This is a genomic window from Psychrobacter sp. (assembly GCF_049295055.1).
Lineage (GTDB): Bacteria > Pseudomonadota > Gammaproteobacteria > Pseudomonadales > Moraxellaceae > Psychrobacter.
The window spans coordinates 30990-57137 of the sequence record NZ_JBAQQF010000049.1 but is presented as its reverse complement, the minus strand read 5'-3'; the positions used below and the strand labels follow the sequence as shown (position 1 = coordinate 57137).

Genomic DNA, 26148 nt, shown 5'->3' with positions numbered 1-26148 from the left:
ACGAGAATAAAGAATGCAATACTCTATAGATAGGGTGAGCATAGATAAGACCGCTTTATAAATTGCACAACGCCTACTTGTTAGGCGTTTTTTATTGGTCAACGAACCACGTTTACTTTACAATGAGCGCTGGTCTGCACACTATTATATTAGTAAATATTGGCAGCTGTTTATCAAAAATATAGCTCGTATTAAACATAGCTGAGTCAGTGTTAAGTTTAATTTTAGATCATGATAAATATATAAACCTCTATCTTTTACGGGTTAATTCTAGATTTTTATTCCTTTTATTCAAGCTGGTACGGAACATCTATGCATATTCATATTCTTGGTATTTGCGGTACTTTTATGGGCTCACTGGCATTGCTCGCGCGCGCGCTTGGACATACGGTCACTGGCTCAGATGCCAATATTTATCCACCGATGTCTACCCAACTTGAACATGCTGGCGTCACTATCCAAGAAGGCTACTTAATAAAGCATTTGCAGCCTGCGCCGGACTTAGTGGTTGTTGGTAACGCCATGAAGCGTGGCATGGATGTGATTGAATATATGCTTGATACGGGTTTGCGCTACACTTCTGGCCCACAATTTTTATCTGAGCAGGTATTGCAATCACGTCATGTCATAGCAGTGGCAGGTACTCATGGCAAGACCACGACGACGACGATGCTCGCTTGGATACTACATTATGCTGGTATTGATACTGGGTTTTTGATTGGTGGTGTGCCATTGGTCGATACCCCTGACGAGCATTTGCAGCAGGTTTTTGCTCATAGCAGTTATTTGGGTGCAGAAAAAAGCGACAATGACGACTCAGCGAATACGGGCTACTTTGTCATTGAAGCCGACGAATACGATTCGGCGTTTTTTGATAAACGCTCAAAGTTCGTCCACTACCGTCCGCGTACTGCCATTTTGAACAATCTTGAATTTGATCACGCAGATATTTTTGAAGATTTAAATGCTATCCAAACCCAATTTCATCATATGGTGCGCATGATTCCAAGCACGGGTAAAATCATTATGCCAGCAGCGACCATTAGCCTAGAAGATACTTTGGCAAAAGGCGTTTGGACGCCCATTTGGCGTACCACTGTCCTTAATAATCTTTCTAACCAGCTTACCGACAATCAGCAAGCTAACAATGAGGAAAATAGTGCTGCCAATAATAGTGAATGGCAAGCCGAACTTATTGGCGAAGATGGCAGTCAATTTAAAGTCAGTTTTCAAGAAGACGAGCATGGGAACACGCCGTCTGCCATTGTAGATTGGTCGATGAGCGGTATTCATAACGTCAATAATGCGCTCGTTGCCGTCGCGGCTGCTTATAATGTTGGCGTTAGTATTAAAACTGCTTGTGCAGCCTTATCAGAATTCGCAGGTATCAAACGCCGGATGGAGCTGATTGGTGATGTGAACGATATCTTAGTGTTTGATGATTTTGCTCATCATCCAACGGCGATTACGACCACCTTAGATGGTGCTAAGAAAAAGCTGGCGGGTAGACGCATTTGGGCAATCATTGAGCCGCGTAGTAACACCATGAAGATGGGTATCCATCAAGATAGCTTAGCTGAGTCTGCTGCCCTCGCCGACTATACGTTATGGTATGAGCCTACAGGTCTAGAATGGGGTCTAAGAGAAGTCATTGAACACGCCAATGCCACAAACCCTAATGTAGCTAACCAAGAAGTCATCTCTAGTGTCGATACTATTATTGAGCATATCAGCACGCACGCAAAAGCGGGCGATGCGATTGTCATTATGTCTAATGGCGGCTTTGAATGGATTCATCAGCGTCTGTTAACTGCTTTAAGTAGCAAATAGTCTGACTACTTAAAGCAGATTAAAAAACTTAAATTAGCGCTAACTTAGAGCGTAGTATCGTTGTCGACGAGCTACGCTTTTTTATTTTATAGTTTATAGCTTCTAATATTTATTTTGATTTGTGATAGCCATTTATCTTTTATAGCGTTAGCGACTCGACTACCTTTTTAACCTTTCGTTTACCTAATCTACCTGCAACATAGCAAATAAGCTAATTTCCTCACAGAGCCCCTACACAGGTAACATTTTGCGCTTATTTTTAATAACTGCTAATGGCTACAATATATTCATCGACATTAGCGAGGCGCTGCTGGGTTAGAGCGAGAGACTGCTAGATAAAATATTAAATACAATAAAATTGATTATTATAAATTAGGAGAATGAACATGGGCTTTATTTGGATGATTATCGTAGGTTTGGTCGCAGGTCTATTAGCACGTGCGATTAAACCAGGCAGTGACCCTATGGGTTGGATTATGACTATCGTGCTTGGTATCGTCGGTGCAATGCTTGGTGGTTTTGTTGCTAGTCTAATCGGTATCAATGCTGATGGTGGCTTTACAGGCCTTATCTTCTCAGTAATCGGTGCGATTATCCTACTGTTTATCTATGAAATGATCATGAGTAAACGTCGCGTATAATTGAGCATAGCTCACATGACTAAATAGAAACTTTATAAATAAAGGCCTTGCTTATCGCAAGGCCTTTTTCTTTTCTCATTAAAATTTATAATCTTAGTCTTTTAAAACTCTGAATAACGATAGTTGCCGGAAAGTATTGATAAACATTACTTTTGCCCCCATTTATCTTATAATATCAAACCTATTTTTTATCTTTATCATTGAGGTGAGCCTTATGGCGTTACTCCCTATTTTAAGCTATCCCGACCCGCGCTTGCGCACGATTGCAACGCCCGTTAAGGAAGTTACTGCTGAAATCAAAACCTTAATCGCCGATATGATTGAGACCATGTATGATGCGCAAGGCATTGGTCTGGCTGCCAGTCAGGTTGATCGCCATATTCAGCTCATCGTGATGGATTTATCAGAAGATAAAGACAGCCCGAGGGTATTTATTAATCCGAAAGTCACCCCATTGGTTGAAGAAAAGCAGCCGTACGAAGAAGGTTGTTTATCAGTTCCAGATGTCTATGATAAAGTTGAGCGCCCAAATAAAGTGCGTATCGAAGCACTTGATCAAGATGGCAATGCGATTGATGAAGAAGTCGAAGGTTTACTTGCCGTCTGCATTCAACATGAGATGGATCATCTAAATGGGGTTATCTTTGTAGATTATTTATCAAATCTTAAGCAAACCCGCGCTCGTGATAAAGTGCGCAAAGTACTAAAAATACGTGAAAAGCAAGAAGCCGATAAGCAGCCACAGCCAACCACTGTTTAATCCCAATAGCGTTACTGTCATTTCATATCGGTGTCCATCGGTGTAAGCTTTACCTTGCCACCTGCATTCGTTATATACCTATTTTATTGTTTTTATTAAGGGTTCCCTAGCATGACCATGATCAAAATTGACCAATATTTTGACCCTGCCAGCTGGCAGAAATTCACTCAAGCTGCTGAAGGTCGTGAAACCCCTTTCTTAGTCGTTGATCTTAGTCGTATCAAAAGCAAATTTAACGAAATGGTTGCACTCTTTCCTGAGGCAAAGATTCATTATGCGATGAAAGCCAGTCCTGCGGTTGAGGTAATTAATTTACTTGCTGACCTTGGCTCGAACTTTGACTGCGCGTCTATTTATGAGCTTGATCGCGTGCTTAACTGCGCTGTTGATGCCAATCGTATCTCTTACGGTAATACCATTAAAAAAGCACAACACGTCAAATACGCTTATGAAAAAGGCGTGCGACTATATGCGACTGACTCAGAAGCCGACCTTAAAAATATTGCTACCCATGCACCCGGCTCTAATGTATTCGTACGCATTTTAGTAGAAGGTTCAGACACTGCTGAATGGCCACTATCGCGCAAGTTTGGTTGTGATCCAGTCATGGCGACTGAGTTGCTAATCCAAGCACGTGACTTAGGCTTAGTACCTTATGGCGTCTCATTTCATGTAGGCAGTCAGCAAAAATCGGTTGCAGTATGGAATGACGCCTTGGTGACAGTTAAACATATATTTGAGCAGCTGTTGAAAGAACAAGGTATCAAGCTGCAAATGATTAACTTAGGTGGTGGCTTCCCTGCTAAATACTTAAGTAAAATCAATCCGATCAAGGAATACGCTGAAGCGGTAAAGCAGTATTTAGTGGATAGTTATGGTGTTGAAGATATGCCGGAGATTATCTTGGAGCCGGGTCGCTCATTGGCGGCAAGCTCTGGGGTTTTGGTCAGTGAGGTCGTGCTGATTTCACGTAAGTCGCATGACGATACCACACGCTGGGTCTATACCGATGTGGGCTTATTTCAAGGCTTAATCGAAACCTTGGGTGAAGCCATTAAATACCCTGTATATACCCCTAAAATGGAAACCTCAACCAGTGCAGGCAAGGTAGTATTGGCAGGTCCGACCTGTGATTCGGCTGATATCATGTATGAAGAAACCGACTATCAGCTACCAGAAGAGCTTGAGATTGGTGACCAGATATTTTGGTTAGCCACTGGCGCTTATACCAACTCTTATTCGTCAATTGAATTCAATGGTTTTCCACCTCTAGAGGTGGTTTATATTGACTAGTTTTTCATAAATTATCGTCAATAAAAAAGCGTGTCATTGTGAATAATAATGCTGCGCTTTTTTATGCTTGTTTTATTACTTATGAGATACAAGCAGTGAAAAGCAATATCGATACAACACATACTGCTGGTATTAATTTTTCTTACTTGCTGTGCCTACGCAGACAGAGGCTGCAAAAAATTTATATCAGCAGTACCGTAGCGTTTTTAAGGTGTTTTGACGATAGCCTACTGTACCAATAGTGAAATAGGTACGCTACCACTGCGAGTGTTTGTACGGTTACTTCCATAACTTGAACTTTGGTTTTGGCTGTTTTGAGAGATTTGCCCGATAGTCACCCATTGCCCTCGCGGCACAATAATGGTGCTGTCTAATCGTTGACCTTGAATGGCGCTATTACCATAATTATTTTGAGAATAAGAAGCATTGGAGCGTACAAGCCGCTCTTCTGCTTGTGATAAATTTACTTCAATCTGACCATTTGCTAGCAGTCTTGGCGTAACGGCGATACCTTGGGTCGTTGGCAACAACACTTGCTGCTGAATAATAATCTGTCCCGACGGTCGATTATAGGTTGGATAACTGTTGGAAGTATAGGTTTGGTTTAGTGAATAAAGCGTACCGGTACTGATGCTTGCAGCGCTACCAGATAAGGTTTGTACTTGGTATAAGTTGTCGGATTGCTGCTGGCTATTGCGCTGATTAATAATTCCTGCGCCTTGGATACCGCGGTTGCTAATAATTACCTGACCTTGCTGGATATTACCTTGGCTACTGCTGTTATTACCAACACGCACAGATACCGTCAGCGCTTGCGGCTGACGATCAATCTGTAACAGTAACTGCTGTACGGCTTGATAATTTGCCGCTGTGGTTTGCAATATCAGTTTATCTTGATAAATGGCGACCGTACCGCCGTCGCGGCTGCTATTCAATTGCTGACGAACCGCTGGCAATAAGCTTTCACCACCATAAGTATGGATAACATACGTTTGATTATTAGCAGCTTGAACGACTATCGATAACATAGCAAGGCTGAGAGCGAGCGCTATTTGGCAAGTATGGGTTGATACTTTACCAACGGTCGCAACTAGCAAATTATATCTTCCTATACCCATGCGCTACTCCTTATTATTAATAGTTATGTCTAAGCCTTTACGCCTTTAAGCACTAATCATTTAAGCCCAATACATCCTGCATATTATACTGACCAGCAGATTGCTGAACGATCCAAGTAGCGGCGCGCACCGCACCAGCAGCAAAAGTCATTCGCGCACGGGCACGATGGGTAATCTCAACGACTTCGCCATCCGCAATAAACATCACGGTATGGTCACCAACAATTTCGCCACCACGTATCGCATGAATACCAATGGTGCCAGTTTCACGTTCACCTGTTTGCCCTTCGCGGCCATAAACGGCAACGTCTTTTAGGTTCTGTCCGCGTGCTTCTGCCACTGCTTCTGCCATCATAAATGCAGTACCAGATGGTGCGTCAATTTTATGCTTATGATGTGCTTCGATGATTTCTACATCTGCTTCAGGGCCAAAAGCTTTAGCAGCCATACCTAGCAATTTTAATGACAGATTAACGCCTGTCGAATAGTTACCCGCATACACAATAGCAATGTGCTCACTTGCTGTTGCCAGTACTTGCTCTTGCTGCTCATTAAAGCCCGTCGTTCCAATGACCATCGCGACGTTATTTGCCGCGCAAACCTGCATATTTTGCTCAGTCGCAGCAGGTAAGCTAAAATCAATTAAGACGTCAATGTCATTAATCACAGCCTGTAAATCATCAACTATTTGCACATCTAAACGACCGATAGCGGCAACTTCTCCAGCATCTGCTCCGACAAGGCTTGAGCCTTGGCGTTCAATTGCCGCACTCAATGTGGTCTGTGGATTATCTTGTATGGCTTCAATGAGCATGCGTCCCATACGACCGCCTGCACCGATGACACCAATTTTAATCGTCTCTTTATTTGTATTATTGCTTGCTTGCTGAGTCATATCTTTATCCTAAATATGTTTTAGTGCTATCGTTATTAGTGGTATTTTAATGAGATTATTATTACAATTTTTAGAGAAACTATTTTTTCAGTCTATTTATACCAAGTTTAGCAAATATCCTCGATGAATGGTTTTTTATGCCACTAACTAAAAGCATTAGCGAAAAAAAACCCAATCGTTTCACGTGAAACGATTGGGCTTTTATGATTTAGTTATTTGATTAAACGATGCTATTAATCGAATAGTTCACCAATCTTTTTAAAGAAAGATTTTTTGTGTGGCGACTGCTGATGCTTACTATCACCATCAAGCGTATCTTGGAATTGACGTAACAACTCTTTTTGCTCACGGTTTAAATTTACTGGTGTCTCAATAACCACACGGCAAATCAAATCACCTTTCATCGTCGTACGTACTGGCGTCACGCCTCTACCGCGTACACGTAAGAGCTTACCACTTTGCGTACCTTCAGCGACTTTGATTTTTACTTTGCCATCTAAAGTTGGGATTTCCACTTCTTTACCGAGTGCCGCATCAGTAATGCTAACTGGCACGTCCATATAAAGATCCGCACCTTGGCGAGTAAAAACATTATGCGGTTTAACACGTACTTCGACGTATAAGTCGCCGTTTTGTACGCCAGCGCCGCCCGCTTCGCCTTCGCCCGCTAAGCGGACACGATCACCATCATCAACACCCGCTGGGATAGAGACTTCTAGCGTACGCGATTTGTCTTTGACGCCATTACCGTGACAGTCAGAACAAGGGTTTTTGATTTGTTTGCCAGTACCACCGCAATGTGGACAGGCTTGTTGAACGGCAAAGAAGCCTTGCTGCATACGCACTTGACCTTGACCGTGGCAGGTTTGACAAGTCACAATATCAGAGGCGTTCTTTGCGCCCTTACCATTACAAGTCTCGCAAGGCGCAGGTGCGGTAAAGCTGATTTCTTTTTTACAGCCGCGTACCGCTTCCTCTAAAGTTAGCTCAATCACATAACGCAAATCTGAGCCACGACGCGAACGTCCGCCGCCACCGCCACCACGTGATTGACCAAAGATATCGCCAAAGTTACCAAAGATATCACCAAAGATATCTTGGAAATTACCGCTACCACCACCGCCACCGCCCATGCCGTTTTCGAAAGCTGAATGACCCATGCGATCATAAGCAGAGCGCTTTTCTTCGTTGCTCAGTACTTCATAAGCCATCGATGCTTCTTTAAACTTCTCTTCCGCATCAGGATCGTCAGAGTTACGGTCAGGATGGTATTTCATGGCAAGCTTGCGGTAAGCTCGCTTGATTTCCTTGGTTTCAACAGTCTTACTGACACCTAATACTTCATAAAAATCGCGCTTACTCATGGGCTCTCCTATCGTCTTTACAGTTCACCACTTGGCCGATTCATCAATCCAATTCGTCAATACATTTTATCAACGCTAGTCAACGAACAATTATTTTAATACTGTCCATCATCGTACCCAAAGGTTTCACATGAAACATAGTGGAGTATAAAGAACAGAGATGATAATCGTATGAATCTTACAAGCAATACGGTGGGATGCTGCTTAGCCAAATCAATTATTAAAAGTTTGCGCTATTTATGGAGATGGCAGCAGCATTTATCAAGTTGCGAGCGGAACAAAGTGGTAATTAGACTCTTTAGTAGCATTAAAAAGGTTTCATTAATGAATGAACAAAGGTTTTCGTACCTTAAAAAACGTCAGCCATGCTAGTATTTGTCGCTATACTTTCAATAGTGCGATCGCCATACTGTCGAGTTTTTAGATTTACACTAACTATTATTAAGTTTTCGATTTTGTGATAAGGGTTTGATTTTTATGAAAAAGCTGATTGTTTTATTGATTGTCATTGTAGTTACTGTCTATGCAGGCTCGCCTTATTACAGCGCTTATCAGCTTAAAAATGCCTATGATGCCAAAGACGGCGCCACTATCGCAGCGGCTATTGACTATGAACAAGTGCGCCCAAGTATTCAAAATCAATTGACCAGTCAATTTGCCGTGACTATGACCAAATATCCATTAGTCGCTGAGCTGGGCGGCGAGCCATTAAAAGAGGCAGCAAATGGCTTTATTATCCAAGCTGTAGACGGCGCAATCACGCCACAAAATATCGAAAAATTAATCAACACCCAAGGTCAAGCCAATACTGCCACCAAAGAGCTGGCCGCAGCATGGGCTATTGCTAGTAATCAGGTGGATTTAAAAAACCTGATTCAAAATCTAATTATCCAGCGTGGCGACATCGATGCGGTGGTGAAAAACCAGATGCAACAGATTATGGAAAAACAAGCGGGTGAGTTAGAGCAGCAAGCAGCGCAAGGATCTGATAGTGATAAGCCAAAATTGAGCTATTGCGGCATCAACTGCTTCACGATAACTGGTCAGGTCAAAGGTTATCCACTTACCATAGAGATGCAGCGTCAGGGCTTTATTGATTGGAAAATCGTTGATATCGTTTTACCTTAAATGCTGTTTTGATCGATTATTTTTTTATAGCTTCTTTTCTTGTATAGTCAGTTCTAAATAAAACAAATACAAATATTATAACGTGCTACTGGTATCAATTTTTCTTGCTTGCTGTGCCTATGCAGACAGAGGCTGCGAATAATTAATCCCAGTAGCATTGTATTTTTTTTAAAGTGGATCCACTATAGACTCTAGATTTATTAACCGTAGTTTATATAAGCTTAAGCTGTTATTAAAAAAGTAAAAAACTGCCTAATAGGGCGGTTTTCTTATTAATCATTATTACTAAGCACTTGATACGATAAATTTGAGTCAAGCTAATGCAATTATTCTACTCCCAAAAATTCTAAAAACTCGGGACTCTCAAAGCTCGCTTGAAACAGTACGCCATCTTCACGATAAATGGCAGGCGTCGCCATGACCGCAAGACCTGCCGCTTTTTCGCGATTGGCCGTCACATGATTGACTTTACAACTTGCTGGTGCTGCGGTCATCTTACCTTGCAACATGGCTTTATCTAAGGCTTTACGGCGACCTTCATCGCTCCCTTGACACCAAATACCGCGCATTTGCTCAGGCGACTCTTCATAGATAGGATAGCCAATAGTTTTTACCGTCACGCCTTTTTTATTTAGGCTGCTCATTTGCTTATGTAATAAACGGCAGTACGGGCAATTCACATCGGTTGCTACATAAATAACCGCCTTTTCGGTAGTCGTCGCTGGATAATTGATTAACTGTGCCTCATCCAAAGTAGTAAATACAGACTGGTTTTTAAGCTTCTCAAACGTGGTATCAAGTCCAGTAAACTGACCGTTTTCAATGACTGATATCTCGCCATCGGTGATGTACTGCGCATCATCAGATAATAAAAAAGGCACGCCTTCTAATGTTGCGCCCCAAATAACACCTGGTACGGCGGTATAAAAGAAAGGCGTTTTAGCACTCATATTTTTAAGCGCGCCCATATTTGCCAATATATCAGATTTAATACTGGCACTAACTGGCTTACCTATTTGTGCACTATTACTACGCTGCTGTACTTTAGTGACTACTCGCTTGCTTGGGTTCTTTTGTAGCTCGCCCTGAATGACATATTTACCATCCTCGGTGATATGTAGAGGCAACTGCCCATCTACATTAACTTGATACATGTTGGGTAAGTTAGAAGGTACAATCGAGATTATTTGCGTTTTGATACCTGCTTCAGTCAGCAATTGGCGCAAACGGCTATCGATAGATTTGCTGACTGTGCCAGTAGCTTTAGTATTCTGGCTAGTTTGGGTGTTGTTTTGGCTTGCTGTTTTATTGGTCATGTCGGTAGCACTTGGCTGCGCGCAAGCGGTTGTTGCCAATAACATAACACTAATTAAGCTAGCAGATTTTAATACAGGGAATTTCACAGAGATTGTCCTATCTGTTTTTTGATAACAACAGTTATTCAATAATGAATTATTTAGTAATGAGTTTTTTAATAAGGAAAACTTTAAATAATGATAAATACGGTATGTAGAAATAACAGTATTTAAAAACATAGATTAAAAAAGATAGGCAGACTGTAGCACAAGCAAGATTTTTTCAAAGTCTTAAAGGCTCAATTTTGCAAAACTGCTACTGAGCTTTAAGAGATAGGCAACACAGGCAACTCTTAATACCAATTGATAGAAATAACTCACATCAGCAGACGACAAAAAGCAGCGCACTTTTTAGTGGCTGCTGATGTTATAAGCTAATATTAGAAAGATACTTTCAATGGAGTATTTTAGAATTTAACTGGACGTAAACTTAAAACTTAGCCACTTCTTCCGGCGTTAAGAAGCGACTATCACCTTTATCCAAACCATCTAAAGTGATATGACCGACACTGGCGCGATGCAGCTCAGTGACTCTATTGCCAAAGTAACCCATCATACGTTTGACTTGATGATATTTACCTTGCTCTAATGTCAAACGTGCATGCGTCTCGTCAATGAATTCGAGAACGGCAGGTCTGGTTTCTTCATGGTCGCCTTCTAATAAGATACCTTGCGCCACTTCTTCTACAGCATTGGCTTGTGCCGCTGCATCCATTGGATCCGCTAGCGTCAGCTCGTAGATTTTGGCATGTTCGTGCTTAGGACTGGTGACACGGTGCAACCATTTACCATCATCACTGATCAGTAATGCGCCTGTCGTATCAACATCAAGACGCCCTGCAATGCGCAAGCTACCAAGCTCTGGCACCGCAATCAGCTCAGTGACGATAGGATGCTCTTTCACTTTAAGCGTACATTCAAAGCCCTCAGGCTTATGTAGTAGAATATAACGACTGCCCGCAGCGACCGATAATGGCTCGCCTGCCCAAATCACATCGTCGTTGATGATATCGACATGTACACCTGGATCTTTGATGACTTGATCATTTACCGTCACTTCACCAGCGTGCAGAATTTTTTTCGATTCTTTACGCGACAGCTCAGTGGCTTTACTCAGAAATTTATCTAGACGCATATATTGCCTCCCATCCGTTTTAGGATACTCACTCTCCTCAATAAGATGCCAACGACGCATGCACTCACACGTTTGTTGTTGGCTATCTTCAATGGTTAGAAGTGGTACTATAATGAAAAATGAAATTTACACTGCGCCAAATACGGACCACAGTGAAAGTTAGACAAGTTTACCATATCCAACTTAGACCTGATGAAATATGAGCTATCAAACGCTAAAACGTGCCGTCACTGCGCGCTTAGAAATTAAAAAATCTGAGTTTATTGCCTACGCTTATCCGGTCAACTCACGTGAACAAGCCATGTTTCACGTGGAACATTTACGTCAACAATACGCTGATGCACGTCATCACTGCTGGGCGTATATCATTGGCGATCCCAATAATACTACTAGCGCAGGGTTTGATGACGATGGTGAACCCAATGGTACCGCAGGAAGACCGATATTAAATGTGCTGCAACACAAATCCATCGGCAACGTCATTATCATCGTCGTACGTTATTTTGGCGGTATTAAGCTTGGCGCGGGCGGTCTGACCCGTGCCTATGCAGGCTCAGCGCAAGCGGCTGTCGATGAGATGACGTTAAATCCTTATATACCAATGGCGCAAGTACAGATATTGGCAGAGTTTGCCACCGAAGCGCAGTGCCGCTATGTAGTCGACAGTTTAAATGGCAGTATCGATGATGTCGCTTATAGTAAACAAGTGACTTTGACCGTGACGCTTGCTGAAGCAAATATAGAGCCCTTAAAAGAACGCCTTGCGATGGATGGGCGCGTATTAGATGCGTCTGAAAAATTGAATGAGTAACCATGCGTTCACTGAAAATAATTGGTTTCGATAACTGCTATCGGTATGATAAAGCACTGATTATTAATAACGATTTTTAACCACCATTATAAAAGACGTCACTATGCCAACTTCATCAGCAACCAAGCCATTCGCGCCTGCCCCTTTTAAACCACCATTCTGGCTGACCAATCCACATCTACAAAGTATCCTGCCCAAATTTTTTGCCCCAAAAACGCCAAATTATAGACGCGTTATCAAGCAAGACTCGCTTGCTGAAACAGACATCGCTTATGATTTTTATGATGCTTATCCTATAGAGACAATAAACGATGGCGAGCGTGAGCAGACACCATTAATTGTTTTATTTCATGGAATGGAAGGCAGCAGCGACAGTCATTATGCGCGCGCTTTAGCGTATGAGATGCATGCGCAAGGCTGGCACTTTGTCGTCGCGCACTTTCGCAGTTGCGGCGGTATTCCTGCTAATGGCAGGGTTTTTTATAATGCTGGTGATACCGATGAAGTACATCATGCACTGCAAAATTTAAGTCAGCAATACGCTAATATTTATGCGGCTGGGGTATCACTTGGTGGTAATGCGTTGGCAAAGTATATGGGCGAATATGGTGACGACGCAATCTGCCAAGGTGCGGCTGTGATTTCTGCACCGGTTGATATGTCATCGGCGGCGCTTAGTATGCACGGCTTTTTAAGCCATCGAATTTATACCCCTTATTTGCTCAACCCCATTATCAAAAAAGCCTTAGCCAATGACATTACTCAAGATGAGATCGACTCTATTAAAGCGGTCAATCGTATCAGTGATTTTGATGATATCTTTACCGCGCCGCGTCATGGCTACCGCTCTAACAATCACTACTACCAAGCCTCATCAGCTCTTCCTTACTTGATAACAGTGACAAAGCCTCTATTATTAATTAGTGCCAAAGACGATCCTTTCCTTGGTTTTACCGCCACACCAAACGATGTCTCTGACAGTGTCACTATTTTAGACACTGAGCATGGCGGGCACGTAGGCTTTATTCGCTATCGCTCTTATAAAGACAAATCACCGCATCTTTATAAAAAATCAAGATTTGATATCAACTGGATACCTGAAACTGTGAGCGCCTATTTTAACCATATCGGCGTAGACTCTAATGAATCATAAAATAAAAATATGAATTTTACCTTTTAATTTTTTGAGACTGCTCTATGTATCCATTTATTCGTTATGCCAGCACCATTGCTCATGCCGCGCTACAAGTCAAAAAAGGCAATACCTTAACGTTTAAAGAGACGAGTGAGATTACCTTTCGCTGCCGCTTATCAGATATCGATAATTTCTTAGAGATGAATAATGGTCGCGTACTCACGCTTTATGACTTGGGACGTACCGACTTTGCAGTACGTAGTGGGCTTGGCAGACAACTGCTCAAGCAGCGTTGGGGTTTGGTAGTCGCTGGCAGTACCATCCAATACCGCAAGCGCATTCGCGCCTTTGAAAAAGTCACGCTAAAGACCAAAATCGTCGGATTCGATGAGCGCTGGATATATATTGAGCAATCGATGTGGGTAAAGGGTAAGCCTTGCTCATCTGCCCTACTGCGCACTGGCGTCACTGAAGGCGGCAAAGTCATCGAAACGTCACGTATATTGGCAGCTGTAGACCAAGCCGATTGGAAATTACCACCGAGCGGCTATGTGGCAGAGTGGATCGTCAGTGATGCCGACCGACCGTGGCCGCCTGAGGCTTAAGAAGCCTTAGCTCTTTTTTAGCAGCGTTTTTATCCGGTACTATCTGATCAGTAACCTTATAACTACTAAGTCATGACAATACATTATATAAAAAAGCATAGTTTATGCTAGGATAGTGATTGAGTACTTATTTTACCCAACTAAATATTGTTTAATTAAAGTCTAATAAGGAAAATAACATGGCTAAGAATACGGATTATCGCACTGACTATGTCGGCACGCTGTTCGATAATAGCGAATCAAACCCAAGCAAAATTACCTTAGCCTTTACCATGGCAGGCATTGCTTTGAAAAAAGGTCACTCTGCATCAGTCATATTGATGGTAGATGCCGTATATTTGGCATTGCCAAACGCTTTAAATAACGTCGATATTGGTACGCCATTTGAACATGCTGGCAAATTATTAGAAGCCTTTATCGAAAAAGGCGGTCAAGTATTGGTCTGCGCCGCTTGTATGAAACACAACGGTGTCGAAGAATCAGCGATCGACCATCGCTTTGAAGTGATTAGCGGTGATGATGTGGTTGAACTGCTGATGAATGCGAAAGGGTCATTGCAGTTGAATTAAATGTTTGAGCTAATTAGTTATTTTATAAAAATGGGTTGGCTTTCTTTAGCATCTTTTGATGGCTTTGAGGGTCAGCCTCTTTTTTGTATAGTAAGTCAGTTTACAAAATATTTAAAACGAACTATTAGACAGCATAGAATAAACTTATAAATCCTAATAATTGTCAGAACAACTTTAACAAAAGCTCCACATTTGAAGGGATATCAATATTTTGATTATACTACTTCTGAATTTCATAATTAGAAGTAGTATAATTTAGAAGTATTAACACAGAATCACCTCGTTTGATAGTATTAGTTGTCAGTGGAAAAATAGATTTAATACTTTCCCTAAGCAGTCTTTCATTTTTCAAATAAGCTTCTTCCAATTGCTTTATGTTTTTAATACCTAAGTCTTTAATTCTATTTATTAATCGGTAGTGATCAAAGCTATCAACATCTGCCTCCGTGATAACCAAACCATACTCATGCAAAAATACCTTATCTTCAAAATTAATCACATTATCATTTGTTGTCATGAATGAAGTTAATGAAGCTTTATTTATTTCAATTTGACTAGGATTATTTTTGATACTCTGACTCAAACTGCTCTCATACTCCGCTATGGTTAATTTTAATTTCACAAATTCAATATCTGCTTGTTCTAGAAGGGCTGCAACTCTATAAAAAGTACGTTTAGCAGTAGAGGGGATCTCAAACTCACCTTTGTAGCCTAGACCATGCTCAATTTCTGCCCAAGAATGCTGTAAGATTGTCCTAATTTGGAATTCAAACTTACGCTCTCCACAGCTAGAATATTCTGGTAAGTTTATCCTATCTCTTTTTAAATTAGCCACATAGTGAAGGCTTCTATACCCAAATTTATCATTATCTATTTTCCGCTTGTCTACTGAGTTGTCCTGATCTATAACAAACTCTTCTTCAATCATAGCCGCAATTTGATCTACTTCATCATCAAAATAAGTAATGATACGTACACCAACTATATCTGTAATATCACTTAGAGATCCGTATTTATCATTTTTTCTTATAATTTTATTTTCCAAGCTATCTCTATCTTTAACTCTAGTCTGTACTTGATGGACTCTAATACTTTTTTGTTCGAGTAGAGAATTTATTAGATTTAGAAGAGTCCTATCTAAATTGTCTAATAAAATCTTTGAACTGTCATATTCTTTTAGTATTGCATTCATTTAATAGCTCATTGGATAGATTGTCACGAGAAGTCGATAATTGTATCTTACATTATAAACGCTTGAAAAAAATTAATTTATAATTACAGATTTTGATGCATGATTTAACTACAACTTCGTAGTCAAAACCCATCCCCATATTCAGCAACTAAATAAATACTATCCAACATATTTTTTACCATGTTCTGTTAAAGTAAGTCATATAAACTCTCTAATAACACCATTCCTAAAAATCAGAGTAGCGAGGAAAACGAGTGCAAATACTACATTTGGTAGACTAAGCAAGTTTGACACCGCTAATCGTATTTTTGGGTTTAGTATAAAACAAAAAGGACACCCGTCATGATCTTACTTAATACCTTTGATTTAACCTACCCTATCGTGCAAGCACCGATGGCAGGAGCAACCACACCTGAGCTGGCGGCGACAGTGAGTAACTTTGGTGGATTAGGATCATTGGGAGGAGGTACGACGGCACCAGATGTTTTAAATGAGGAAATCAATACTCTTAAAACGCTGACTGATCGTCCTTTTATGATCAATCTAATGGTGTTGTCTGAGCATGACTCTACTACTTTTGACAATGCAGTTCCCGCTTGGCTAAGTAATTACTATCAAGAAAATAATATCGAATTTGTGCTACCTGAACGCCCCGCGCTCAGCTTTGCAGAGCAGCTACAAGTGCTCTATGACAATCCTGTTCCTGTCGCTAGTTTTACCTTTGGCATTATCAGCGCTGAGCAAGTGCAACGTTTACAAGATTTAGGTACGCGCGTCATCGGTACTGCCAATCATCCATTGGAAGCGAAAGCATGGGCGGAGATTGGTGCAGATGCGGTATGTGTACAAGGGTCAGAAGCAGGCGGACATCGTGGTGGTTGGTTGTCACAAAGCGCAAGTGATCCATTGGGATTATTGACATTGATTAGCCAGACTCGTGCCTGTACCGATGTTCCTTTAATCGCTGCGGGTGGCATTATGAAGGGGCAAGCCATCAAAGCAATTCAAACCGCTGGTGCTGAGCTAGCGCAAATTGGCACGGCGTTTTTGACCACCGATAAGTGCGGTATTAACGACATTTATAAACAAGCACTACTCGATGCCAGTCAAGATAAACGCAGTAGCGAGACGCGCTTAACTCGGCTGTTTTCAGGTAAGCAGGCACGCGGTTTATTAAATGATTATCTGCGTGACTTTGCTCAATTTGAAAGCGCACATGAGCTACCGCCCTACCCACAATTAAATGCGATGACCAAAAAATTGCGTGGCTATGCGACAAAGAACCTTGATCCAGAACATGAGTCTTTATGGGCAGGACAAGGAGTGGCCTTGGTCAGACAAGAGCGCACGCTTGAGCTGTTAGAGCGCTTGGTAAAAGAGCTATCGTCTGCTACTCCTTAAGGGTGGTTCCAAAAGTTTTATAATCATTTGCCGTCTCATTTACCGCCTTTATTATCGGCACATGCCCAACTATCGGCAAAACTAATACAGCAACGTATCAACCAAACTTATTGCCTTATGGTATCGTTTATCATAATCACCACTGATGACATGATAATTGATACCAAACTCAGCTAACAAGCCTTTTAATAGTCGATTATTTTTCTCACGTACTTCCACCTTACCAAATGATCTCAGACCATCAGCTACCCATTCGACGTCAGGCTCTAAGAATAACCAAAGATCGTAGTTTTGTAGTTTGGCAATTTCATCTAACACCGCTTGTCTTGCCTGTAAATAAGCCATAGAAAAATACTGCGTGGTAATGGCTTCGGTATCTATAAAGAATACTTTATTGGCTACTTTTCTAGCTTGCCGCTCTTGATATTTTTGCTCATAAGCAATAGCAGCGAAATCCTCATAAAGCACAATTTCTGCGCCAATGGCTTCATAAAAATGACGCCCTGCTTCTGCTACCAAACAAGTCTCATAATATTCAGCAAGTTTACTTACTAAAGTTGATTTACCCGTACTTTCTGTACCGACTATCACCACGCTTTTGGCAAAGTAGGGTTTTACAACGTCGGGTAATTGCTGCCAATACTTTATAGCGCCCTCATTTCGTATTCGAGTGGGTGATATCGGGTACGCTTGGCGATTGGGGTCAATGACGATATGTTTGGTACTAGGATATAAACGGCTAAAGTAATGCTCATAACTGGGCTCAGAGCTAAACACAACATCGATTGGTTTTGCCACAACTGCTTTGATTCTATCCGCACAAGACTCCCAGTCTGGCTCATTGTTGATATTGGTTTCCTCTACCGCATGCACGCTTACGTTATTCATGTCTTTAATGATTTGATGCCACCAACGCAATCGTTGTTCGATAGATATCGGCGTAATAACGCTATGATTAAAATAACTATTTTGCTCAAGCTCTACATTATAAGTTACGATAACGTAGAGCCTATCGACCATAGCCGCTGCTTTTTGCATCGCGCTCACATGACCTTGATGAACTACTAGGAACTTGCCACCGAACATTTCTATTGTGGCATTGCTTAGCGTTTCATTACTGGTCGTTTCATTACTGGTCGCTGCGTTACCCATAGTATCTCCCGCTATTACTCCACCTCTAGCCCGTCACGAAACGCCTTGTAATCATTCGCGGTATCCTTTACCGCCTCTACCATCGGCACATGCCCAACTTCTGGCATGATGATAACTTGCGCTTGCGGAATAATTTCTTTTATCAGCTTAGTCGTTTCAGGTTTTATGACCTGATCCTTATCTCCCCAAACCACTAACGTCGGAATATTGTATTTGGCGATAATCTTGGCACGCTCCTCGACACTATCTGTGACGATTTGCTCCAGAATTTTGGCATCTAATTCTTTATTATTGATTCTCTCTTGCGCAAAAACCGCTTTTACTGACTTAGGAATATAAGGCGGCTTGTACATGACGAAATCATACATTTTGTAGAAGTCTTCCTTGTTATTGATAAGCAGCGGATTATTCTCTAAAGTCGCGCCTTCTAATGATTTAGGAACACCTGCTGACCAAAAGCCTGCACTATCGACCAGCCATAAACTTTTAACGTCTTTGGGGTACTTTGCCGCATAAGCCACACTGATAGCGCCGCCCATCGAATTGCCACCGACATGAATATTGGAGGTCAAACCCTTAGCTTGCAGTAACTCGTGTAGGCGTGTTGCTTGGGCATCAGCACGATAATCCGCAGTCATAGGTTTACTAGACTCACCAAAACCAAGCAGATCAGGGATAATCAGATGATAGCCTTCTAATTGATTAGCAATGCGCGTGAAGTTGTCTTTATTACCGCCGAAGCCATGAATCAATAGTAACGGCTCACCCGTTACATTATCATTTTCGGCATAGACCATTTTGTCACCAGAACTCAATGTCAGCGCTTTTACGGCTAAATCAGACTTATTGCGCTCATACTGAACTAACTTTTGGGTGGTATTTATAGCAAGGGTATTGGGCGCGGTGGTACAGCCGACCACTGAAAGACTGAACAGCGCGGCAAGACCTAAGCGTTTTAATAGCATCGAAACATCCTTATTAATGTCTGGCAAAATAAATTAAAAATCATAATCCTAGTACAAGCGCATTTCAAGCTTAAACCATGACTGCCAAGATGTGAGCCAATGCTGGAAAAAATGACGTTGTAGAGTATCTGTCACTATCAGCGGAATAAGGTGTTGCATTTGATGTGGATGAGTTACTAATGATTGCGAAGGGTTCGTTACCGCTGATCTGATTACCGTTCTAATAAAGAGGGCACAAGCATTCTCCTTTATAATAAGTCCCTTTATTCCATCAATTATTTGATTCATCTTAAGTTAACCATCTGGTATCTTTCGTAGGACGCTTTTTTACCATCAAACAAAAAGAACCAACTAAAGCCAACTTAAATAGCGCAAAAGGATAAACATTGAGTAAAACAGCTACCTCCAGCGATAAACGGCGTGACCTGACCGAAGGGTCGATTGCCAAAACGATGCTGCTGTTTGCATTGCCAACACTTGGATCATCAGCCCTACAGTCGTTAAACGGCTCGATCAATGCCGTCTGGGTGGGCCGAACTCTAGGTGAAGAAGCGTTGGCAGCCACGGCGAACGGTAATATCTTAATGTTTATACTGATCTCCTTCGTTTTTGGTTTCGGTATGGCATCTACTATTTTGATTGGTCAGGCAATGGGTCGCCGTGACGACGCTATGGTTAAGAAAACTATGGGAACGGCGCTCGGTAGCATTATTCCGATAAGTATAGTGGTATCAGCAGGAGGATGGATATTTGCGCCGACGCTACTTGATCTGCTTGGCACGCCGCCAAGTGCGGTAGATCTTGCCCTGACCTATCTGCGGATGATTTTTGTTGCGATGCCTGTCACATTAGCGTTTACGCTGATCATGATGGCACTGCGCGGGACGGGCGATTCGACGACGCCGCTTTGGTTTATCATTATATCGGTCGTTATTGATCTGATTTTGACCCCGACGCTGATTTTGGGTCTAGGACCCTTTCCCGAGTGGGGGATATTTGGCTCGGCCTTCGCAACCGCCGTTGCAAACACGCTAGCGCTTATTGGCATGGTCGTCACCATGTATCTGCGTGGCTCGGTGCTGACCCTTAAGCTGCCGGAGCTACGCTTTCTGCGCGCAGACCGAGAAATCCTAAAGTCGATGTTCTCAAAAGGCTTGCCGATGGGTCTGCAGATGATTGTCATCTCTTCGGCAGCGTTGACGATGCTGTCGCTGATTAACCGCGAGGGTGTACAGACGACAGCCGCTTATAGCGCGACCCAGCAGCTTTGGACATACGTACAAATGCCTGCAATGGCGCTAAGTGCGGCGGCCAGTGCGATGGTTGCACAAAATATCGGTGCCAACCAATGGCACAGGATTGTAGGTATCACACGCTGGGGGCTTATCTTTAATCTGGTATTGACTGGCATTATTATCCTACTGCTAACCGTTTTTGATAAGACTATTTTAGGCTTTTTCCTCGGCAGTGACAGTGAAGCCGTTCCGATCGGGCGTCATATTCAGCTAATGGCGACATGGGGCTTTGTCTTTTTTGGGATAGCGCAGGTACTATTTGGCACCATGCGTGCAAACGGCTATGTGATTTGGCCATTGATCGTCATGGTGATCTCGATGTACCCAGTGCGTCTTGGCTTTGCTTTTGGGCTTTATCCATTACTTGGAGAAGATGCGCTTTGGCTGTCGTTTCCAGCAGGCATGGTAGCAACTGCCGTGATGGGGGCAGGATTATATCTGTACGGTGGATGGCGTAAGGGTAAAAATATGCCTGCAGAAGAGGCTGCTCAAAGGTCTGAAGAGTTTCGCGCGCATACCGGCACCAGTGCGTCGTTTCGGGACATTTTACCAACGACTGTGTGGAAACTGTCACCTTTACGCCGTATCACAAGATTGCACCGACGACTGCATAGAAGACTGCATAGACACCGTATCATCAGAAAGAATAAACGCTCATCGCGTGGTTTATAGATGGTAAGTTCAATTGGTTTAAACTCAACTGTTTTAAAATCAATGACTGAGTAAAAAATCTACCGCTGCGGCTGCATGAATAGCAGTGGTATCAAATACTGGGATTGGGCTGTCTGCTTGGCTAATAAGCAATCCAATCTCAGTACAGCCTAGTATCACGCCCTCTGCTCCTTGCTCAGCCAAATCCTTAATAACTTGGCTATAATACTGCCGTGAGCTGGCAAGCAACTGTCCTTGGCACAGCTCATCATAAATAATACGATGGACTTCGGCGCGTGCATCGCTGTCTGGTATCAGTACTTGCAAGCCCGCATCAATCAAACGCTGCTTATAAAAGTCCTCAGTCATTGTAAATTGCGTGCCAAGTAAGGCAACTTTAGTGAGACCTTGTACCTTAATCGCCTTGGCTGTCGCATCCGCGATATGTATCAGTGGCAAATTGGTCGCAGCTTGTACCTCATCCACTACTTTATGCATAGTATTGGTCGCAATTAATAAACCTTGCGCTCCAGCCGCTCGTAAGCGCTTACCGCTACTCGCCATCATTACGCCCAACTCATCCCACGCGCCTTGCGCTTGCAATACACCGATTGGGGCAAAATCCACGCTATGAATCAGCAAATCCGCTGAATGCAAGTTGCCAAGCTCAGCCTTGATACCTTCATTGATCAACCGATAATAGCTTTGAGTGCTCTCCCAACTCATGCCACCAATAATGCCTAACGTTCTTTGTTGAAGTGTTCTTTGATTCGCGGTTCGTTGTTCAGTAGACATTCTTTATCCTTAATGAGTGTTTTAATGATAAAAGTGAAGCACTAAAGTGACCGTAATATAAAAACTTGCACTTAATGATTGATAATAACTATTTTACCTAGCCATCAGCACACGATATCATAGTCACCGCCAAGCATTCACAACGCTTAACTTCATCTTCTCTTATCTCAAAAAATCACGTTTATTTTAGTATTTAAGCGTGGCTCTCATCATGCAGGACAACATAACATTATGGCAAAATTCCCTACCCTTAGAATACGCACTCGCCGCAAATATTATCGGCTTATTTTTACCGGCCTAATGGCGATGATGATGTCACTCATTATCTCAGCGGCACTTATTATTGTAAAAGCAGGCATTCACGATGGGTTTTTTATGACGTTAGTGCATTCGTGGGGGTTGGCGTTTCTCTTTGCGTGGCCGAGCGCTTATATCTGCGCCTACTTTGTACAAGAGCACGTGCTTAGCCGCATTGAGTTTTACTAAGATAATAGTAGATGAAGGGTTGAGGGTCGAAACATAATGATGAAACCTCATTTTGCGCTGATGGCAAATTATAATGCGGTCATGAATCAAAAAATATGTGACGCTATAGCGAGCCTTGCTGAAGATGTTTTGTGGCAAGATAATAAGGCGTTTTTTGGGTCAATATTAGGAACGCTTAATCATCTCATGGTAGGCGACCTAATTTGGTTAAGGCGTTTTAATAATCACCCTAATCACTCCCATAACATAGAAGCTAACCGCTTCAAAGCACTGGATTCTTTAGCAAGTTTTCCATTACCGACGGCACTTACTCAAACCCTGTATAGAACTAAAGAAAATTTCACACGTAATCGCCAAGCCTTAGATCAAATAATCATTCAATTTATAGATGAAACTGTTGAGAGTGATTATTCAACAACCCTCACTTATACCAATACTAAAGGTGACGTTTTTAATAAGCCTTTCGCTATGCTGCTGCAACATCTCTTTAATCATCAAACCCACCATCGTGGGCAAGTAACAACATTACTCAATCAAATAGATATTGATATCGGTGAGACCGACTTATTAATGCTGATTGCTGATATTTAATTTAATGGCTGTTTATTAAATTAAACATTAGTATGCTCTCACCTCAAAAAACAGCTAAGATAGTCTTCAAACTGTTTTTAATAAGAGGACGCTATGACCCAACCACGGCGTACTATCGAGCAATTGCTCAAGCAAGGTGCGCTGCCGCTATCTCATGCTGATGTGGCAGCCACTCATCTAGAAGTCTACCCTACCAAGCAAACATGGCTCGCTTTTTTTGATAAAGCGCTGCTGGTTATCGGCGCAGTCGCACTGGTATTGTCCCTTGTTTTCTTTATCGCCTATAACTGGATAAATATGGGCAAGATGGGTAAGTTCGCTTTGGTCGAAGGCGCTTTGGTTATTAGCATCGCGCTTTACGTTGCGCTCTCTTTTAGACAGCGATTCCAGCTTGTTCGCCAACTGCTATTGTTAATTGCCAGCGTCATTACTGGTAGCTTACTGGCGCTATTCGGGCAGGTCTATCAAACGGGCGCTGATACGTGGCAGCTATTTTTTGGCTGGGCAATACTGATTACGCCGTGGGTATTAATCGCTCGCTTCCCTGCGCTGTGGCTACTGTGGCTTGGACTGGTTAACGCCAGTCTCATTTTATATTTTAACGTTGCAGACTTTGCATTTGCTAATTACCTTTATCAAGGTATCTTACAAATAGGCATTCTTGCTGCTGTTAATTTTGTAGCACTAAATTTGTGGCTATTCTTTATTGAGAATAAGCGCAGCTCTCAAACAAGCATACCCGAATCAGTCTCCTATACCAAAGTCGATTTGCATTGGAGTACTTATGTCGTCGGTTTGCTCAGTACTTACTTTATCACTCATCTTGCTATCATAACTATTTTTGACAGTATCGATATTTTATCGCTGTCGATCACATTAGTGCTATGGGCAAGTTGGTGTGCATTTATGTTATGGCGTTTTTATCGATCTAGCATCAACTTATTAATGCTGACTTATCTGTGCGGCTCTGTCATTGCCGTAGTTATGTTTTGGGCAGGACGGCTATTGCTAGGTAATTTTGACGCTGGCAGTTTCTTAGTATTAGCCTTGTTATTAATTGGCATGAGTTCAGCAGCGGTCGTTTGGCTACGTAAAATCGCACGGTTAAATAATGAGAACAATGTCCCGCATACGGTTGTAGGGGGAGATAGTCATGAATAATAAAATGTCTGATATCTTTTATAAATTACAGCAACGTGGATTAATTGATGCTAATGCGTTATTAGAGACAACAAGTGATAGCTCTCAACAAGATAACCCTTGGTTCTTACAAGCACTCTTTGGATTTAGCGGACTCTTTGCCAGTTTGTTTTTCGTTGGATTTCTGACATTATTATTGTTTGAGACCCGTGTCTTTGATAGCTCTGTTGGTCTACTGCTGATAGGTCTCGTGCTAAGCGCTACTGGCTTTACGCTGTTTAGAAATGAGCGCTTACGTGACAATGCCTTTATGAGCAGTTTGGCGTTTGCGGTTAGCGTTGCGGGTCAAGCCTATGTCGCCTTTGCTTTATTAAATGGTGATTTATATCAACCTGTGGACGTTTGGTTGTTCTTAATGCTGCAAGGTTTTATGACCCTTGTCATGCCTAACCGTGTTTATCGACTGTTAAGTGCCCTGATAACCTTGTGCTGTCTGGTTTATTTGCTCAGTTTTTATCGAGTATCTGAGGTTAGTTTAGGATTATTAGCGTTGATCGCTATAGCAACTAATCTGCAGCGCTACGAGCTACTACAGCGTGTGCCTGTTAAATGGCGAGTCAGTTTTGCCGACGTTCTCAGCGCTATCGCTTACGCTAACGCCATCGTATTACTAGGCGTTTCGGTCTATTTTATCGCGGCTGAATATGGGGGCAGCTTTGATAATTATGGCGACCACTTTATTTATAACTACTATCTAGCACAAGGGCTACTGACCTTTGCCAGTCTATACGCTGCTTATCTTATCCTTAAGCGCTACAGTATTAATCTATTATCAAAATCTGGCGTACTTATCATCTGCGCCATCGTAGTACTTGGTGTCATGTCAGTCTACGTCTCAGGATTACTTGCAACCATCCTGATCATCGTCATCGCAATGGCCAATAGTCAGCGGGTGTTATTGGGTCTCGGCATTTTTGCCTTGGTCAGCTATATTTTTTGGTATTACTATCAGCTTGATACGTCATTACTAGTAAAGTCTGGCTCCATGCTAATCATTGGCATCGTTATGCTGCTCACGCGATGGCTGTTAATAAGTCGCTACTTTGTTAATGATAAACAGCGGATGAATGCTGCCGATAATAAGGAGCGTCTGTCATGAATAATATCAATGATAAATCCTTGCTTCAAAAGCAACTGACTGAAAAGCAGCCGTTTTATTGGTTACAGAAACGGGTCGTTTGCATCGTCATTGCTCTACTTGGATTACTGCTGATATTGGTGGTAATGACCATTAATGTCGTCAAATACGAAACCCATCTTGCAACTGGCGATACCGTGTTATTAGCGCTTGCCCCTGTTGATCCGCGCGGCTTTATGCAAGGTGATTATATGACGCTTAGCTACGCACTGGAAAATGAAGTATTTGCGCTATTAGATAAACGTGCAAATGACGATTCGCGCAACGCTCGCAATATGTCCAATGACGGCTATGCTATTGTAGCCTTAGATAAAAACAACGTTGGACAGTTCGTGCGTTTAGCTAAAAGTAATCAGCCTGATACTTTAGCCGCTAACGAGATGGCCATTCACTATCGTGTTCGTAATGGCTCAATGAAGCTGGCGACCAATGCCTTCTTCTTTCAAGAAGGTCATGCCGAAGCATTTGAAGCAGCTGAATATGGTTTATTCCGCGTGAATAAAAAAGGCGAGCCATTACTCACGGATATGGTTAATGGAACGTTTGAGGTGATTGTAGGTAAAAGTAGCCTAGAGGATAAAGTATCAAATTAAACGTTTAAGACTGTATGTATCACATTTATCATTATCTGCAAGACTGTGAA

At 42.2% G+C, this 26148-nt stretch carries 25 protein-coding genes; 16 read left to right on the top strand and 9 right to left on the bottom strand.

Features of this window, described 5'->3' with window-relative positions; genetic code table 11:
• The first annotated feature begins 312 nt into the window (after nt 1–312).
• The 4 genes from WAZ74_RS06925 (at nt 313) to WAZ74_RS06910 (ending at nt 4524) form a co-directional block, all read left to right on the top strand.
• The gene (locus tag WAZ74_RS06925; RefSeq protein ID WP_422307192.1) at nt 313–1830 is read left to right on the top strand and encodes a Mur ligase family protein; all 1518 of its coding nucleotides are present in this window, start codon (nt 313–315) and stop codon (nt 1828–1830) included.
• A gap of 386 nt (nt 1831–2216) precedes the next feature.
• Complete coding sequence (locus tag WAZ74_RS06920; RefSeq protein WP_422307190.1) at nt 2217–2471, top strand: GlsB/YeaQ/YmgE family stress response membrane protein; 255 nt, start codon at nt 2217–2219, stop codon at nt 2469–2471.
• A 214-nt stretch (nt 2472–2685) separates the two neighbouring features.
• Nucleotides 2686–3231 carry a peptide deformylase gene (def, locus tag WAZ74_RS06915; RefSeq protein ID WP_422307188.1) on the top strand — a complete coding sequence of 182 codons (546 nt, stop codon included), beginning with the start codon at nt 2686–2688 and terminating at the stop codon, nt 3229–3231.
• A gap of 117 nt (nt 3232–3348) precedes the next feature.
• Nucleotides 3349–4524, top strand: coding sequence for a type III PLP-dependent enzyme (locus WAZ74_RS06910; RefSeq protein WP_422307404.1), 1176 nt, complete (start codon nt 3349–3351; stop codon nt 4522–4524).
• Between the two features lie 227 nt (nt 4525–4751).
• Here the strand turns inward: WAZ74_RS06910 and WAZ74_RS06905 are convergent, their stop codons facing one another.
• From WAZ74_RS06905 to dnaJ, 3 genes are all read right to left on the bottom strand, one after another.
• Entirely contained in the window at nt 4752–5642 is an 891-nt protein-coding gene (locus WAZ74_RS06905; RefSeq protein ID WP_422307186.1) for a hypothetical protein, read from the bottom strand.
• 52 nt (nt 5643–5694) lie between these two features.
• Nucleotides 5695–6537, bottom strand: a complete 843-nt coding sequence (gene dapB, locus WAZ74_RS06900) for a 4-hydroxy-tetrahydrodipicolinate reductase (RefSeq protein WP_422307184.1) — start codon at nt 6535–6537, stop codon at nt 5695–5697.
• 233 nt (nt 6538–6770) lie between these two features.
• Complete coding sequence (gene dnaJ, locus WAZ74_RS06895) at nt 6771–7901, bottom strand: molecular chaperone DnaJ (RefSeq protein ID WP_422307182.1); 1131 nt, start codon at nt 7899–7901, stop codon at nt 6771–6773.
• A gap of 477 nt (nt 7902–8378) precedes the next feature.
• On the opposite strand from dnaJ, the gene WAZ74_RS06890 reads away from it, so the two are divergent.
• On the top strand, nt 8379–9029 hold the full coding sequence (locus WAZ74_RS06890) for a DUF2939 domain-containing protein (RefSeq protein WP_422307180.1): 651 nt from the start codon (nt 8379–8381) through the stop codon (nt 9027–9029).
• Nucleotides 9030–9355: 326 nt separating this feature from the next.
• Here WAZ74_RS06890 and WAZ74_RS06885 read toward each other — a convergent pair whose 3' ends face one another.
• Nucleotides 9356–10432: a disulfide isomerase DsbC N-terminal domain-containing protein gene (locus tag WAZ74_RS06885; protein ID WP_422307177.1), complete on the bottom strand. Its 1077-nt coding sequence runs from the start codon at nt 10430–10432 to the stop codon at nt 9356–9358.
• 382 nt (nt 10433–10814) lie between these two features.
• Nucleotides 10815–11519: a pseudouridine synthase gene (locus tag WAZ74_RS06880; protein ID WP_422307402.1), complete on the bottom strand. Its 705-nt coding sequence runs from the start codon at nt 11517–11519 to the stop codon at nt 10815–10817.
• A gap of 199 nt (nt 11520–11718) precedes the next feature.
• On the opposite strand from WAZ74_RS06880, the gene WAZ74_RS06875 reads away from it, so the two are divergent.
• From WAZ74_RS06875 to WAZ74_RS06860, 4 genes are all read left to right on the top strand, one after another.
• Nucleotides 11719–12330: a YigZ family protein gene (locus tag WAZ74_RS06875; RefSeq protein WP_422307175.1), complete on the top strand. Its 612-nt coding sequence runs from the start codon at nt 11719–11721 to the stop codon at nt 12328–12330.
• A gap of 103 nt (nt 12331–12433) precedes the next feature.
• Nucleotides 12434–13483 (top strand): YheT family hydrolase, encoded by a 1050-nt coding sequence (locus WAZ74_RS06870; protein ID WP_422307173.1) that lies wholly within the window; start codon nt 12434–12436, stop codon nt 13481–13483.
• Nucleotides 13484–13527: 44 nt separating this feature from the next.
• Nucleotides 13528–14070 (top strand): acyl-CoA thioesterase, encoded by a 543-nt coding sequence (locus tag WAZ74_RS06865; RefSeq protein ID WP_422307171.1) that lies wholly within the window; start codon nt 13528–13530, stop codon nt 14068–14070.
• A 179-nt stretch (nt 14071–14249) separates the two neighbouring features.
• Complete coding sequence (locus WAZ74_RS06860) at nt 14250–14639, top strand: DsrE family protein (protein ID WP_422307169.1); 390 nt, start codon at nt 14250–14252, stop codon at nt 14637–14639.
• 220 nt (nt 14640–14859) lie between these two features.
• On the opposite strand, the gene WAZ74_RS06855 is transcribed toward WAZ74_RS06860, so the two are convergent.
• Entirely contained in the window at nt 14860–15831 is a 972-nt protein-coding gene (locus WAZ74_RS06855; protein ID WP_422307167.1) for a GTP pyrophosphokinase, read from the bottom strand.
• Nucleotides 15832–16173: 342 nt separating this feature from the next.
• Between WAZ74_RS06855 and WAZ74_RS06850 the strand changes: the two genes are divergently transcribed.
• A complete protein-coding gene (locus WAZ74_RS06850) occupies nt 16174–17232 on the top strand; it encodes an NAD(P)H-dependent flavin oxidoreductase (RefSeq protein WP_422307166.1) in 1059 nt (352 codons plus the stop codon).
• Between the two features lie 81 nt (nt 17233–17313).
• Here the strand turns inward: WAZ74_RS06850 and nadR are convergent, their stop codons facing one another.
• Both nadR and WAZ74_RS06840 read right to left on the bottom strand, forming a co-directional pair.
• Entirely contained in the window at nt 17314–18384 is a 1071-nt protein-coding gene (gene nadR, locus WAZ74_RS06845) for a multifunctional transcriptional regulator/nicotinamide-nucleotide adenylyltransferase/ribosylnicotinamide kinase NadR (RefSeq protein ID WP_422307164.1), read from the bottom strand.
• Nucleotides 18385–18398: 14 nt separating this feature from the next.
• Nucleotides 18399–19349, bottom strand: a complete 951-nt coding sequence (locus WAZ74_RS06840; RefSeq protein ID WP_422307162.1) for an alpha/beta fold hydrolase — start codon at nt 19347–19349, stop codon at nt 18399–18401.
• A gap of 386 nt (nt 19350–19735) precedes the next feature.
• Between WAZ74_RS06840 and WAZ74_RS06835 the strand changes: the two genes are divergently transcribed.
• Nucleotides 19736–21316: an MATE family efflux transporter gene (locus tag WAZ74_RS06835; RefSeq protein WP_422307160.1), complete on the top strand. Its 1581-nt coding sequence runs from the start codon at nt 19736–19738 to the stop codon at nt 21314–21316.
• A 39-nt stretch (nt 21317–21355) separates the two neighbouring features.
• On the opposite strand, the gene WAZ74_RS06830 is transcribed toward WAZ74_RS06835, so the two are convergent.
• The gene (locus tag WAZ74_RS06830; protein WP_422307157.1) at nt 21356–22090 is read right to left on the bottom strand and encodes an aspartate/glutamate racemase family protein; all 735 of its coding nucleotides are present in this window, start codon (nt 22088–22090) and stop codon (nt 21356–21358) included.
• 231 nt (nt 22091–22321) lie between these two features.
• Here WAZ74_RS06830 and WAZ74_RS06825 point away from each other — a divergent pair, with 231 nt between their 5' ends.
• The 5 genes from WAZ74_RS06825 (at nt 22322) to WAZ74_RS06805 (ending at nt 26098) form a co-directional block, all read left to right on the top strand.
• On the top strand, nt 22322–22576 hold the full coding sequence (locus tag WAZ74_RS06825) for a DUF2798 domain-containing protein (protein WP_422307155.1): 255 nt from the start codon (nt 22322–22324) through the stop codon (nt 22574–22576).
• Between the two features lie 36 nt (nt 22577–22612).
• Nucleotides 22613–23167: a DinB family protein gene (locus WAZ74_RS06820; RefSeq protein WP_422307153.1), complete on the top strand. Its 555-nt coding sequence runs from the start codon at nt 22613–22615 to the stop codon at nt 23165–23167.
• Nucleotides 23168–23260: 93 nt separating this feature from the next.
• Nucleotides 23261–24328: a DUF2157 domain-containing protein gene (locus WAZ74_RS06815; protein WP_422307151.1), complete on the top strand. Its 1068-nt coding sequence runs from the start codon at nt 23261–23263 to the stop codon at nt 24326–24328.
• Entirely contained in the window at nt 24321–25466 is a 1146-nt protein-coding gene (locus WAZ74_RS06810) for a DUF4401 domain-containing protein (RefSeq protein WP_422307149.1), read from the top strand. Before WAZ74_RS06815 ends, WAZ74_RS06810 begins: the two co-directional genes overlap by 8 nt.
• Nucleotides 25463–26098 (top strand): GDYXXLXY domain-containing protein, encoded by a 636-nt coding sequence (locus tag WAZ74_RS06805; RefSeq protein ID WP_422307147.1) that lies wholly within the window; start codon nt 25463–25465, stop codon nt 26096–26098. The genes WAZ74_RS06810 and WAZ74_RS06805 overlap by 4 nt, the downstream gene beginning before the upstream one ends.
• Nucleotides 26099–26148: the final 50 nt, after the last annotated feature.